This window comes from Halofilum ochraceum (assembly GCF_001614315.2).
Lineage (GTDB): Bacteria > Pseudomonadota > Gammaproteobacteria > XJ16 > Halofilaceae > Halofilum > Halofilum ochraceum.
Genome location: NZ_LVEG02000017.1, coordinates 87,425 through 101,527, shown reverse-complemented (window position 1 = coordinate 101,527; position 14,103 = coordinate 87,425). Strand labels below are relative to the sequence as shown.

The following is a 14,103-nucleotide window of genomic DNA, read 5'->3' as shown; positions in this document are numbered from 1 at the left end:
GTCAGTAATCCAGCGTCGCGATCGTGTCGTAGATCGGCCCGAGCACGGAGAACATGATCCAGCCCACCAGGCCGCCGAGGAACACGGTCAGCACCGGCTGGATCGCCGGTTCCAGGCGCTCGACCGCCTCGCGCACCTCGCGGGCGTAGAAGTAGCTCACGTTGCGCAGCGCTTCGTCGAGCGCGCCGGTGCTCTCGCCCACGCGCATCATGCGCACCACGAACGGCGGGAACAGGCCGGTGCGGGCGAACGCCTCGCCGAGCGTCTGACCTTCGCCGATGTGGCGATGCACCCGGTCGACGGCTTCTTCGAGCACGGCATTGTCCATCAGGGCGCGCGACAGGCGCAGGGCGTCTAGCACCGTGATACCCGCGCCATACATCAGCGCGAAGTAGTTCGAGAAGCGCGCCAGGCGGATCTTGTACATCAGGTCGCCGAACAGCCATACCCGCAGTTTGAAGCCATCCCAGGCAAACCGGAAACGCGGGCTGTTGCGCGACAGATACCGGATCACGGCCGGCGTGACGAGCGCCACCAGCAGCAGCACATACCACCAGGCGACGAAGAAGTCGGATACGGCGATCAGCGCGCGCGTGTGCGCCGGCAGTTCACTGCCCACCGACTGCAGGAAGGAGGTCAGCTTCGGCACGAGGTACACCATCAGGAAACCGACCGCCGCGCCGACCACGGCGAGCACGATCAGCGGATAGACCATCACCCGGCGCACGTAGGCGACGATCTCGTCCTGCCAGCGGAGCATCTCGCCGAGATCCTGCAGCACCCGCGGCAGACTGCCACTCTCCTCGCCCACGCGGATCATGGAGATGTAGACGCTGCCGAACACGTGCTCGAAATCGGCGAGGGCGCCGGAGAAGGTCTTGCCGCCCTCGATCGCCTCGACCAGTTCCGCGACCACATCGCGGAAGCCCGGGTCGTCGATGGTCGAGCCCAGATCCGACAGGGCATCCACCATGGGCACGCCGGCATTGAGCAGCTGCTCGAGATGGAACGAGAAGTTGATGAGTTCGGCGCGTGGCGTGCGGCGGAAGCGCTGGAACAGGGTGACCCGGCGCACCTCGCGCGAGTCGATGAGATCGAGCCCCATGCGCCCGAGGCGCATCTCCAGATCGGTGAGGTTCGCCGCATCGAGGGTGCCGGTGACCCGGCGCCCCTGCTGGTCCATGGCTTTGTATTTGTAGGTGTCCATGGTTCAGGACGCCAGCAATGGCTGTAGGTCGGGCTTCAGCCCGACACCAGCGTGTCGGCGTGCACTACGGGTCCATTGCCGGTGCCCACCCCGATCGAACGGATTTTGCCGCCGGCCCGTGAACCCCGCAGAACGCCGCGCTTCGGCAAAAAGGGCACGCTGGGCAGCCCGACACCGGGGTGTCGGGCTGAAGTCCGACCTACGGTGTTCAGCCGCCCGGCCGATCAGACCGGCGCCTTCGGTGCGAACCGCAACGTCCGCAATGATGGATTGCACGTCCATACACTACACCCGACTCGTCAGATCGACGACGCGGGCGACCTCTTCCAGCGAAGTCGTGCCCTCGAGTGCGCGGCGGGCGCCGTCCGCCGCGAGCGTCTGGAAGCCCTTGTCGTAGGCGGCGGCGGAGAGCTCCTTGAGCGTCGAGCGGCGGGCGATCAGGTCGTCGAGATCCGCATCCATGCGCAGGACCTCGAGCAGGGCAAAACGCCCGCGATAGCCACGGCCATCGCACCGGCTGCAGCCCACGGGGCGATACAGCGTGTGATCGCCGTGCGCCTCCAGGGCCAGCAGGCGGCGCTCCGCGGCGTCCGGAGAATAGGGCGCCCTGCAGTGCTCGCAGAGCCGGCGGACCAGACGCTGGCCCATGACACCGATCATGTTGCCGGCGATGACGTCCGGCAGGATGCCGATATCGAGCAGGCGCGGGATCGCGCCGAGCGCGGAGTTGGTATGCAGCGTGGAGTAGACCTGATGGCCTGTCATGGCGGCGCGGAAGGCCATGCTCGCGGTCGGCTCGTCGCGGATCTCGCCGACCAGCATGATGTCCGGGTCCTGGCGCATGAGGCTGCGGATGCCATTGGCGAAGTCCAGCTTCGCGGCCTCGTTGACGGCGCTCTGGCGCACCAGCGGCATTGGATACTCGACCGGATCCTCCAGCGTGACGATATTCACGCTTTCCTGGTTCAGGTGGGAAAGCATCGAATACAGCGTGGTCGTCTTGCCGCTGCCGGTCGGGCCCGTGACCAGGATGATGCCCTCGGGGCGCGACATCATCAGGTTGAGGGTGTCCATCGTTTCTTCATCGAAGCCGAGCGACGGCAGCGGCCGGATGCCCTTGTGCCGATCGAGCACGCGCAGGACGATGTTCTCGCCATGGGTCGTGCGCACCGCTGAGACGCGGAAGTCGATTACGTGCCCACCGATCGACAGCGAGATGCGCCCGTCCTGCGGCGCACGCGTCTCGGCGATATTCATGTCCGACATCACTTTGAGCCGCACAGCGATCGGCGACCAGAAGTGCGCATGCAGGCTGCGGATCTGGCGCAGCACACCGTCGATGCGGTAGCGGATGCGGACGAAGCCTTCCTCGGGCTCGAAGTGGATATCCGAGGCGTCACGTTTGACAGCGTCGGCGAGGATGGCATCGACGAGGCGCACCAGCGGCTGGCTGTATTCGCCCGACTCGGCGTTGAGGCTGGCGTAATCGATCTCGCCGGTCTCGATCTCGTGCAGGATGCCGTCGACCGACAGTTCGTAGCCGTAGAAGCGATCGATGGCCTCGTCGATCTCGACCTCGCCGGCCAGCAGCGTGCGGATCTCGATCGCGCTGCCGACGTACGCACGGACCCGGTCGAGCGTCACCAGGTTGAACGTATCGGCCATGGCGATATAGAGCGCTTCCTCATCAGCGCGCCAGCTGATGGGGACGATCCCGAAGCGTTTGGCCTGCTCCTTCGGGATGCGGGCGAGCGCCTCGCGGTCCGGGACCGCGTGGGCGAGGTCGATGCTCTCCTGCCCGAGGGCCTCGCCGAGCTGTTCGCGCATGACCGCCTCGGTCACGAAACCGAGGCGGATCAGGATCCGGCCGAGCGGCTCACCGTCCCGGTCCTGTTCGGTGAGCGCGATCCGCAGCTGGTCGCCGCTGACGATGCCCGCCTCGACGAGGCGTTCGCCGAGGCGCCGGGGCGGGGCGGCCTGCCGTTGCTCGGTCTCGGTCATGGGCGGAGGCTTTCCAGGCGGCGGCGGGCGGATTCCAGCGGGAAAGAGGCGGAACCGTCACCCGCCAGTTCCAGGGCGCGGTCATAGTACTCCACGGCCGATTCCCGCTTACCCAGTTGATCCAGCGCCACGGCGAGATTGAACGCGTAGTCCGCCTCCTGCGGGGCGCTGCGGAACGCCTCGAAGTACGCCGACTGCGCCTGCGACCAGCGGTCCTCGCGCGCATACAGGTTCCCCAGGGCGTAGCGCAGCGCGTGGGCGTTCGGGTCCTGTTTCAGGAGCGTTTTGAGTTCACTCTCGAGCTGGCGCGGATCGGCGGTGCTCTGCAGGCTGGCGAGACCGGAGCGCGCGTACGGGTCGCGCGGGTGGTCGGCCAATACCCGGCGGTAATGTTCAATCGCGGCCGCGGCGTTGCCCTGGCGCTGGGCCACCGCGGCCGCGCCCAGGCGGGCGTCCCGGTTCGACGGGGCGAGGTCGAGCGCCTTGCGGTAGTGCCGTCGCGCCGCCATGAGGTCACCGCCACGCAGCGCCTGGTAGCCTTCCTGCAGGGCCTGGCCGAGCGGGGAACGGCCATCGGCGCTGCCGGTGCTGCGCACCATCGGCGCGTCGCCCGTCTCCGCGGCGGTCCGCGTCTCGTCGCTCGACGCGCTCGTGCCACGGGATGGATTCGAGGCCGGCTTGGCGTTATCGCTTTCCGGCGCCGTGGCGTCCGCTGCGCCCGCACTGGCATTCGCCTGCGCGGTGGTGGATCCGGAGGCGGAATCCGTTTCCGCACTGGCAGTGCTGCTCGCGGCCGTACCCGCGTCGCCCGCGGTCGCCCCTTCGTTCGCCGCGGCGCTACCCTGCTCCGGCGTCCCGTTGGCGGCGTCCGCGGGATTGCCGTCACCGCCGTCGGCGGCAGCGGCCTGTGCGGCCGCGGCATCTCCCTCCGCGGCGCCGGTATCCGCCCCGACGCTATCGGAGTCGGCGCCATCGGGGGCGGTAGCGGCGCTGTCGGCTGCTGCCGTTGTGAGCGCATCGTCGGTTGCCGGATCGGCGTCGGCATCGCGCTCGGCTACCGGGTCGGTCACCGGCGCGGTCGCGGGGTCCGGGGTGTAGCGCACAAGCTCCTGATCAACCGCGCTGCGGGTCGACTCATAGTAGTACCAGCCGCCCACGACCAGCCCGCCCAACAGCATGAGCGCAACCAGCGTATACAGGGCGGCGGTACGGATGACCCGCCGTCCCGGGGCGCCGCCGCGAAAGACGGCCTCGGCGCGGGCGGGCCCTTCGAGGCCAGCGCCGGCGGTCTCGCCGCTCGCCTCCAGGGCGGTCGCGGCATCGGGATCCAGATCGAACTCGTCCACGCCGGCACGCGCGGTGCCATTGTCGTCGGTAGCCGGGCGCCGGTTCACCGGCTCGGCGATGTCATTGCCGCGTGCGGAACCGGCGCGGCGCAGCGCATCGAGCAGGAGGCTCACGGCTGCTCCGGGGAGTCCGACTCGATTTCTGGCCTCCGCAGGTACTGGCGGAAGCGTTTCATATCGCCGTCCAGATTCGCCTGATCGACGACGGTCGGGCGCAGGAAGATGATCAGTTCGGTCTTCTCGACCCGGTCGTCGCGATACGAGAACAGGTTACCGACCAGGGGCAGATTGCCGACCAGGGGCACGCTGCGCTCGCTCTGGTCGATGCTGTCCTGCATCAGACCCCCGATCACGGCGACCTGGCCGGAGTTCACGCGCAGCAGCGACTCCATTTCGCGGACCTGGATCTCGGGCACCTGGTTGGTTACACCGGCCTCTGCGAGCGAGGGGTTCGGGTCCTCGACGAACCCGAGGATGCGCGACACGGTCGGTCGGGTATTGAGCAGGACCTCGTCATCGGAACCGATATACGGCGTGACGGTCATGACGAGACCGACCGGGACGGTATTGATCTGACTGTCGAAGACGGTGTTGGTAACCCCTTCGTCCAGCGTCTGCTCCACATCAACCGTGAAGTACACACGGTTGTCGACGACCTTGAGGATGGCAAGCTGATTGTTCAGGGCCATGATCTTCGGGCTCGACATGACGCTGACGTCACCGAAGGTCTCCAGCGCGCGCACGGTGGCCTGGAGTTCCCCGCCGCCGAGGTCGGTGTCCACGAAGGTGGCGAGCGCGTTCGGTGCGCTGCCAAGGGAACCGGCGGTCAGGTTCTGCTCCAGCAGATCGAGGCCACCGACCGAACTGGAGATGTAACTCCAGTCGACACCGGCCTGGTATTGATCGCTGAGTTCGACCTCGACCACGGTGGCCTCGATCAGTACCTGGCGCCGGGCGCTCTCCATGACGCGATCGAGGTAACGCTGCACCTGCTCATGCTGGCGCTGCGTCGCCCGGACCGTGACGTAACCGGCCTCGCGGTTGATCATCAGATAGCGCCGCTCGTCGGACCGCTCCCCGGCGTCCTCGACCTCGACGCCGAGCATGCCGGAGAGATTGCGCTCCAGGGTGCTCCAGAACTGGTTATCGCTCTCGTTCTCGAGGCTGGTGCTCGAATTGTTCGTCCCGGAAGAACCTCCGCCGGAGCCACTACCACCGCTACCGTCCTCGCCGAATCCCGTGGAGGTGATCTGGGTCGCGGTCTCCACGGTACTGGTCGCATTGCGCGAGAGGTTCACGTAATCGACGGGGTAGCTTTCGAGATACGGCTCGTCGGCGGCGATGCGCAGGTAATCGTCGTCGAGCTCATAACGGATCGCGGCCTGATACGAAATCCGCTCGAGCAGACGTGGCAGGGTTTCGTCGATCGCGTTGAGGGTGACCTCGCCCTGGATATCACCGGCGATGTCGATCTCGATATCGGCATCGCGCGCCAGTGCGAACAGCAGTTCGCGCACGGGCACCTGATTGACCACCACCGTATAGCGTTCCACCTCTTCGGGTTCGGAGGGCGCCGGCAGCGGGGCGCCGTTGGTCACGGGATCCGGGATGGCGTCATCGGTGGCCGACGCGTCGCCGTCCTGCGACTGTTGCCCGTCGCTTTCAGCCTCGATGTGCCCCTCGGAGGGGCTCGGTGGGCGCGTCACACCGCAACCGGCCAGAAGCGCGAATACGAGCGCGCACAGGCCGATCCGGATCGGGACCGGACTTCCTTCGGTCATTGGCTGTCTCCCCCCGCGGTATTTCCGATTGCGAGATCGGTCTCGATATACCCCGGACCCTCTCCGTTCAGCACGATCCATGCCATGGCCGCGATGACGATCACGGCGGCACCGGCCAGTGCGATGCGTCGCCGCCCGACCCGCGCACGCGTATCCGGTGCCTGGACGTCCCGCGCCGCGCGCCGGACATGGCGCAATCTCAGGGTATGCGTACCCTCGGCGTAGGCCGCCAGCAGGCATTTGTCCGCCAGCACGTTGAGCCGCCGGATCAGGCCCCGGGCATGGCGGTTGAGCGCGCGCGCGATGCGCGGACCGAACAGGTCAGGGCCGCGATAGCCGGCGGCACGCAGACGGAAATTGAGGTACCGGGCGACATCCTGCCGCTCTAGGGGCCGCAGGTCGAATGAGTGGGTGATGCGCTCGCGCAGTTGCCGGATCTCGTTGGCGTCGAGATTGCGGTCGAGTTCCGGCTGGCCGAACAGCACGATCTGCAGCAACTTCGCATCATCGGTCTCGAGGTTCGACAATAGGCGCAGCGATTCGAGGGTCGCCAGCGGCATGTTCTGCGCTTCCTCGATGAACACCACGACCTGGCGACCGCGCGCATGGCGCTCGACCAGTTCTTCGTGCAGCCGGTGCTGTTGCGCCAGCCGCTCCTCGGCACGGATGTCGAGGCCGAGCTCGAAGGCGACGGCCGGGATCACGTCATCCGGCCCCAGCCCCGGATTGACAAGATAAACGACATCCACGTGCGCGGGCAGCTTCTGCGGGAGCATCCGGCACAGCACGGTCTTACCGCTGCCGACTTCACCGACGACCTTGACGATGCCTTCGCCATTCTCGACCGCCCAGGCCAGGGCTTCGAGGACTGCACCGCGGTCGCCGCCCTCATAAAACACGCGCGTATCCGGTGTAATCCGGAACGGGGGGTGGTCGAGGCCGAAGTGCTCAAGGTACATGCGGCAGCCCCTGTTCGACGGCATGCCGGCCAGTGGCGGTAACCCGGCGCGCCCCGGAGTCCGGTCGCGCCTCCATCCGGGCGACACCGGGAGGCGGGTTCCGCCACGGCCAGGGCGTTCGACTCTCAGCCGATATCAATCATCCCCCAGTCGCTCGATCTTGCTGTAGAGCGTGGTCCGGTTGACGTTGAGCAGCTTGGCCGCGCGACTGAGGTTGCCGCCGGCCAGATCGCGCGCGGCCCGCACGTAGGTTCGCTCGATCTCGGCGAGGTGGCGATCGAGATCGAAGTCGCCGTCGTCGAGCCGGTCGCGGGCGATCTCCTCCTCCGAGCGCGTGTCGGCACCAGCGGATCCAGGCGTGGCCGCGGTCGGGTCGAGTTCGCCCTCCAGCGTGGCCGCGTCGATCGTGCGCCCCGGGTACTTGGTCCCGAGACGGATCACGATATTGCGCAGCTCCCGGACGTTCCCCGGGAAGGGATAGGCCAGCCAGCGCTCGCGGGCGCCGTCGTCGAGCGAGAACGGTGGCACCGTGCCGGTGTAGAAATCCTGGAAGAACGCCAGCAGGCCGAGGCGATCCTCGGCGCGCTCGCGCAGCGGCGGCACGTGGATCGGCAGGATACTGAGGCGATAGTACAGATCCTGGCGAAAACGCCCGGCGTCCACCTCACGCAGCAGCTGTTTGTTGGTGGCGGCCACCAGACGGGCGTTGGCCGTGCGCGGACGCGTCTCGCCCACGCGGTAATACTCGCCCGATTCGATCACCCGCAACAGGCGCGACTGCAGCTCCTGTGGCATCTCACCGATCTCGTCCAGGAACAGGGTGCCGTCGCCCGCCTCCTCGAAGAAACCGGTCCGGGCCTGCGTGGCGCCGGTGAACGCGCCCTTGGCGTGCCCGAAGAGCTGCGCTTCGAGCAGGGTCTCGGTGAAGGCCGAGCAGTTGACGGCCACGAACGGCTGGTCCGCGCGCGAACTGAGCTCATGCAGGCGTTTGGCGATCAGCTCCTTGCCCGTCCCCGACTCGCCCTCGATCAGGACCGGGAACGGCGCATCGCCGAACTGGGCGATCTGCTCGCGCAGCGCCTCCAGGGCGGCGCTCTCGCCGTGCAGTACCGTCTCGGGTGCTTTCTCTTCCGCCTCTTCCTCGGCCTCGATGAGCATGAGCTGGTGGCTGAGGCGCGATTTCAGCAGCTCCGGCTCGCAGGGCTTGGCGATGAAGTCGGCGGCACCCAGGGCAAAGGCATGGCGCAGGTTCGCCGGGTCATCCTGGCCCGACAGCGCCAGCACACGCATGCGGGGATTGTGCGCCAGCAACTCGGGCACCAGCGCGAAGCCCTCGTCGGGCTTATGCGGATACGGCGGCAGCCCGAGGTCGACCAGCGCCAGCACGGGCGTCGGTTCGAGCTGCTGCAGAATCTCGGTGGCCTCGCGCCGCGTCTCCGCCACGTGGACATCGAAATCCGGGCGCAGCATGTAGGACAGGCTGTCCCGGATCAGCGGGTCATCATCGACCAGCAGCAGTCCGGGTTTCGGAGCGGCCGAGCCGGCGGCTTCGTTCGACATTATTCTCTACCGGTAGCGGGCGCCGCGGCGCCGGGCACAGGGCGACGGCGTCGATTATTCGACGTTTGGCGCGCAGACTCAAGTAGATATGTCGGTTTTCCGTCAAACGTGTGCAGAGATTGTCATAAGTGCCCAAGCGTTAGCCCCAGGATTCAACGCCTGCGCGCTCGACTCATGGCGCGGGAAACACCTCCCGCAGATAAATCTGCTCGGAGTCGCCGGCGAAGATACCGAATGTCACCCGTGCCGATGGCTCATCGGTGAAAACGCCATCCCCATCGGTGTCCGCCAGCAGGTGCGGGAAGTCGGTCGCCAGCAGCGCCCGCGTCTCGATCCAGCCGCGGTCGCCCGCGCCCGGGGCCTCGTATCGCACATCAGCCAGACCGCCGGTAAAAAGGATGGAACCGCTCATGACGTCGGGTGTCGGCTGCACGACCGAGGTCGTGCCGTCACCCGAACTCAGATCCACTTCCTGCGTGCCGTCGACCTCGTTGCCGCTGCCGGCGGCTTCGTCCGGATCCAGTTCAATGTCATCTGCCAGCGCCAGGACGGTACAGGTATCGTCACCATTGATCGCCCAGGTCGTACCGGTCCAGTAATCGAGTTGCCAGCGCTGGACGACCGGCGCGACCTCCGGGCCATAGGCATCATCGAGGCGCAGGCGCCCGAAACGCAGTTGCGTGCCCCCGATCGGCTGCTGGCCCGCGCCGCCGTCACCGTCGAACACGAGATCGGCCCCGCTATCGCCGGCATTAGTGTTACAGATGCCGTCCGCCGGGATGGCGTCCGGCGCGCAGACCCCGTCGCTGTCGGTCAGGTCGGCTTCCGGGATGCGCAGATCAACGGCGGCCTCGAACGGCGCCTCGAGTCCATTGCGCCCGTAGGTTAACTGCTCGCCGGTAATCGTTGCGGCATCACTGCCGCCGAACCCGTCGGCCCCGCCATCGGCCCAGGCGATCGTGGTATTGGTTGCGTCATCGCTCAGCGTGGCGGCGGCGCCGCTTTGGTCCGTATAGGTTCGATTCGGGAATTCCGCCGGCACGGCGAGTTTCCAGAAGGCGTCACCATAGTTTTCGGTGACATTGCCGGCCGCATTGTAGGCGGTGATCGTCACCCGTGGATCAGTCGCGTACCCGAACGACTGATCGAGATAAGTGAAACCGGGTGCCAGCCCGCAGAAGGGTGCCAGTTCCGGTTCATTGCCTGCCGCCTCGAGGCGCGCAGGGATGAACCGGCCGATGTCGGAGCGGGTGCCGGTGACATCGGCTCCCGGCTCGCCGAGGTAGTCAGTGAGGTCCGCAGTGAGCACCAGGATGCCCACCTCGTCGAACGACAACTGCGTCGTCGTGGCGCCACCGCCGGCGCTGCCGAAACCGGCGACGCCGCTGCCGCCGGTCAGCGTGCCGCCGACGGCGCCCGGGCCGGTGGGCGCGGAGAGCGTGTGGGCGATATCGACGGTCGGCGCCGGCGTGCCGTTGCCGAAGTTCGGGGTGGCGCCGTTGTCCAGCAGGTCGGCCCCGGTATCCGGCACGCCGTCGTCGTCGCCGTCGTCGGCGGCCTGCCACTGCAGCGCGGTCACCGTGACGTCGAAGTCGCTGCCGGCGGCGACGAACGGGCCGTCAGCGCTGTCGTCGCCCGGTCCGGTCGCCGTGAAGTCGCTGCGCGAGGACGTGATAGAGAAGGCGAACGGGCGCACGACGTAGTCGGTCGAGCCGCCGCTGATCGGCAGCGGGTTACCCGCCGTGTCCTGGGCGAAGCCGCTGGTGTCGTCACGGATATCCAGAGCGTAGTGCCCGACATCGTCGGTACCCAGCGTCAGCGGTGCACGGCCCGCCTGCCCGAGGGTGGCGCCCGAGAAGTCCAGCGTGATGTTGTTCGAGCCCGGCGCACTGTCGGGCAGGGTCGCGCTGTCGACGCCCGTGCCGTCGGGCGCGTTCCCGTTCGGGTCGCCGGCACTGCGGTCCAGCCAGAGCTTCACGCCCTGGTTCGCGCCGGCATAGGCGTCGGCGATGCCGCAGTCGCCGGTGGCGGGATCACGACGCCAGAGCGTCACCCGCAGGTCGTGGTCGCGCCCGGCGACCACGTCGTCGCCGAGCGGGTCGATCGAGTCGATGACGAAGGCATTGTCGCGGAAGCTCAGCGTGGCGCTGCTCGCCGTCGGACTCCCGTCGTCCTCGGTCACCGTGATGGTCAGGTCGTCGGCGTGCTGATTGGCGAGGTCGAGCTCGATCGTGCCGTTGTCGCTGTCGACGAAGGTGTAGCTCGCCGCACCGTCGTCCGCGGTGGCCTCCGTCAGCGTCCCGTCGGCGTCCGCGATTGACCAGGTGCCGTTGCCGCTGCTGGTCGCCAGATCCACCGTCCCCGTGTAGTCGGTCAGCGGATCGCCCGCATCGTCCTCGGCCATGATCGTCACCGTGCGCGGCTGGCAGGTGCTGGCAGTCCCGGAGCCGATGTCGATCGAGTAGCCGTCGAGTTCGTCGATGATCGGACAAAAGCCGCGATCGTCGACCCCGGTCACGGCGCCCGAGTCATAGGTGACGCCCGCGCTGTTGCCCACCGTGACCGTGCCGGCCGCAGCCACCGCCCCGTTAACCTGGTCCTGGAAATCGAGACTGACGTCGCCCTGTGCGTAGATTAGGGCATTGGCGGTCTGCCCGATGTCGTTGTCTACCGTGATGTCGTTGTAACCGACGATGAGCAACTGGTTCGGCGTGCCGCCCGCATTGACTGTGGAGCGGTTGGGGAACGTGACCGAACCGCGCACGAACAAACGGGCCGTGCCGCTGCCCGTCACGTTGATCTCCGTGCGAGTGCCGATCGTGATGTCGTCCACGTAGTAGTCGGCACCGCCGGCGAGATTCCAGGTAGAGCGGAAGTTGAGCCGTAGATCATCGATCCGGTAGGTCGAGAAGTTGCCGCTGTCGTTGAGCGTCTCGTTGTTGCGGATGCGGACCTGGTCGTAGTCCGTCTCGCCGTCCTGGCCGAGCGCGAACGACGAGGCCCCGCCCTGAGTATCGACATCGTTGTTACCGCTGGCCGTCTGGAAGTTCGGCACATTCGGCACCGTGGCGAGCGGCGTGGTGGCGGTGCAGTCAACGCTGCCACAACTGTTGTTGCCGAAGCCGACGTTGTCGTTGAGCGTCGTCGTCTCGAGCGCGTTGTCGGAATCGGTGATCTGCGCGTCGAACCCGAGACCGATGCTGCCGCCACTCGCGGTGTTCTGCACTGCACTCGGGAAGGTCGCACTGCAGTTGCCGCCGCCGGAGGACGCTTCGCAGGCATGCGTCGCGTTATAGACGGTCTTGACCTCGCTCTCGTCGAGCGCACGGTCGTAGATGCGCACCTCGTCGATCGAGCCCTGCCAGTCCTCGCCGCCCTTGCTGCTCTGACCGACGCGCAGGAAGTCCACGTCGTCGATCGTGCCGGTCAGATTGCCGCTGCCGTTGACCACTGTGGTCTGCACCTCGACGCCGTCGATGTAGATGCGGATCTTGTCGCCCGATGACCAGGTCATCGCCACGTGCTGCCACTGGTCCTGGACCTGCAGCCCGCTGTCCGTCTCCACCTGGATGCAGTCCTGCCCGGAGGCGCACTGGTCGGTATTGAGCGAGGCCTTGAGGCCGGCCGTGGACCCGCTGCCGGCGCCGGCAGCGTCATAGCGGATCGCGAGGTTGTTGTCCTGGCCGATCGTCGGACCGGTATTGAAGATGCCCGCGTCTACCGGCGTCGATGCGGTGTTGCGCACCCACGCGGTGGCCGTGATCGCGCTGCGGCCGTTGAGATAGTCGCCAGCATTGTCGTCGAGCACGTATTGCCCCCCGCCGGAGAGGTCGCCGTAGCGGCAGGTGCCGGGATCACCCGGGATGGCCGGAGGGGCGCCCGCCGTGTCGGCGCCGCCCTCCGCCGTTCCGGCGCGGTTGTTGCCGGACGCGTCGGTGACCTCGCCCGGGGTCCCGCTCCATCCCGACTCGTCCATGCGCCACTCGAGCAAGAGATCACCGCCGGGTGCGGGCGGGGGCGCACTGTCCGGGTAAAGCTGCGTCTGCGGGACTGTGGTGCGGAAGGCGGTCGATGCGCTCGACCAGGCGAGGGTCATGTCCTGCTGCCCCTGGTTCTCGTACCACTCGATGACAATGTCGTACTTCTGACCGCGCTGCAGGCTGATCGGCATGCCCGAATCGGTCCAGGCGTCGTCCTGGTCGCTGTAATTGTCGATCACCTGGGTACCATCCACCCAGATGCGCACGCCGTCGTCGTGCAGGGCGTGGAAGGTGTAGTCCTCGCTCCACTGAGCCTGGACCTGCCCCGTCCAGCGGACGTTGTAGGTAGTCTCATCGACTCCGGCCGGCGGCCAGCCCGGATCGCCGTTCGTGAATTCCACCGTCGCATCGACGCGCTCGACGTCGGGGTTCGTGTCGCAGACATCGTTGCGGGCGCTGGACGCGTCAGGACGATTACAGTAGGCGCCCGTCAGCCCCGTGCCGGTACCAATGAAGGGCCCACCCGTGACGTACGTGACCCGAATCCGTCCGTTAGCGCCCGCGCCGCCGTCCTGGGCCGCGGACCCACCGCCGCCGGTGGCGGTCGCAGCCCCACCGCCACCGGCACCCGGCGCACCGCCCGGGGCGCCATCTCCACCACCCGACGCACCGGCACCACCTGTGCCGCCTGCGATGTCAGTGCCGTCCGGGGCATCACCGCCATCGCCACCGCTGGCAGAACTGCCGGCACTGCTTCCATTCGCGCCGTCGCTGCCGTTCAGTCTCTCCTGGTTGCCGGTACTCGCGCTCGCTTGGCCCCCGGACGCTCCCGGTTCCGTGTTCGTTCCGGAAACACTGCGCCCACCTTGCGCCTCCGCCACCGCCGGGCTGCCGAAACGACTCGTCCCGCCTGGCTGGGTCGCGGAGGCACTGCCCGCGCCAACGGTGTAGTCAAACGAATCGCCAGGCTGCACGGAGATGACCGAGCGGGCGTACGCGCCTGCGCCACCACCGCCGGCGCCCTTCTTGTTGCCGTCGGCGTCGCCCCCGCGACCGCCCCCGCCCCAGACCTCGACGGTGAGTTCCGTGACGGTATCGGGGACCTCGAATGTCCCCGAGCCCGGAGTGGTGAACTCTTCCGTCTGGTCAGCCGACGACGGTGGGCTCAGCACCCCGGCCATTACCAGCAGAACGGCGGCAATTGGATGTCTGGTTGCGCACGCCATAGGTTCCCCACCTCGGTCTAGTGCCGGCGAATTCCGGAATTAC

7 protein-coding genes are annotated in these 14,103 nt (G+C 67.4%); all 7 read right to left on the bottom strand.

Features of this window, described 5'->3' with window-relative positions; translation table 11 throughout:
* Position 1: 1 nt before the first annotated feature.
* On the bottom strand, positions 2–1,207 hold the full coding sequence (locus A0W70_RS13775; RefSeq protein WP_070989611.1) for a type II secretion system F family protein: 1,206 nt from the start codon (positions 1,205–1,207) through the stop codon (positions 2–4).
* Between the two features lie 285 nt (positions 1,208–1,492).
* A complete protein-coding gene (locus A0W70_RS13770; protein WP_070989609.1) occupies positions 1,493–3,208 on the bottom strand; it encodes a GspE/PulE family protein in 1,716 nt (571 codons plus the stop codon).
* On the bottom strand, positions 3,205–4,668 hold the full coding sequence (locus A0W70_RS13765; protein ID WP_070989607.1) for a tetratricopeptide repeat protein: 1,464 nt from the start codon (positions 4,666–4,668) through the stop codon (positions 3,205–3,207). The genes A0W70_RS13770 and A0W70_RS13765 overlap by 4 nt, the downstream gene beginning before the upstream one ends.
* A complete protein-coding gene (gene mshL / locus A0W70_RS13760) occupies positions 4,665–6,335 on the bottom strand; it encodes a pilus (MSHA type) biogenesis protein MshL (RefSeq protein WP_070989605.1) in 1,671 nt (556 codons plus the stop codon). Before mshL ends, A0W70_RS13765 begins: the two co-directional genes overlap by 4 nt.
* Positions 6,332–7,294, bottom strand: a complete 963-nt coding sequence (locus tag A0W70_RS13755; RefSeq protein WP_070989603.1) for an ExeA family protein — start codon at positions 7,292–7,294, stop codon at positions 6,332–6,334. The genes mshL and A0W70_RS13755 overlap by 4 nt, the downstream gene beginning before the upstream one ends.
* Before the next feature lie 135 nt (positions 7,295–7,429).
* Positions 7,430–8,854 carry a sigma-54-dependent transcriptional regulator gene (locus tag A0W70_RS13750; protein ID WP_070989601.1) on the bottom strand — a complete coding sequence of 475 codons (1,425 nt, stop codon included), beginning with the start codon at positions 8,852–8,854 and terminating at the stop codon, positions 7,430–7,432.
* Between the two features lie 172 nt (positions 8,855–9,026).
* Positions 9,027–14,006, bottom strand: coding sequence for a DUF6701 domain-containing protein (locus tag A0W70_RS13745; protein WP_175443128.1), 4,980 nt, complete (start codon positions 14,004–14,006; stop codon positions 9,027–9,029).
* Between the last annotated feature and the right edge of the window lie 97 nt (positions 14,007–14,103).

Bases quoted from the DNA above. Each gene is read 5' to 3' on its own strand.
- A0W70_RS13770 (WP_070989609.1), bottom strand. From the start codon at position 3,208: ATGACCGAGACCGAGCAACGGCAGGCCGCCCCGCCCCGGCGCCTCGGC.
- A0W70_RS13755 (WP_070989603.1), bottom strand. From the start codon at position 7,294: ATGTACCTTGAGCACTTCGGCCTCGACCACCCCCCGTTCCGGATTACA.
- A0W70_RS13775 (WP_070989611.1), bottom strand. From the start codon at position 1,207: ATGGACACCTACAAATACAAAGCCATGGACCAGCAGGGGCGCCGGGTC.
- A0W70_RS13750 (WP_070989601.1), bottom strand. From the start codon at position 8,854: ATGTCGAACGAAGCCGCCGGCTCGGCCGCTCCGAAACCCGGACTGCTG.
- mshL (WP_070989605.1), bottom strand. From the start codon at position 6,335: ATGACCGAAGGAAGTCCGGTCCCGATCCGGATCGGCCTGTGCGCGCTC.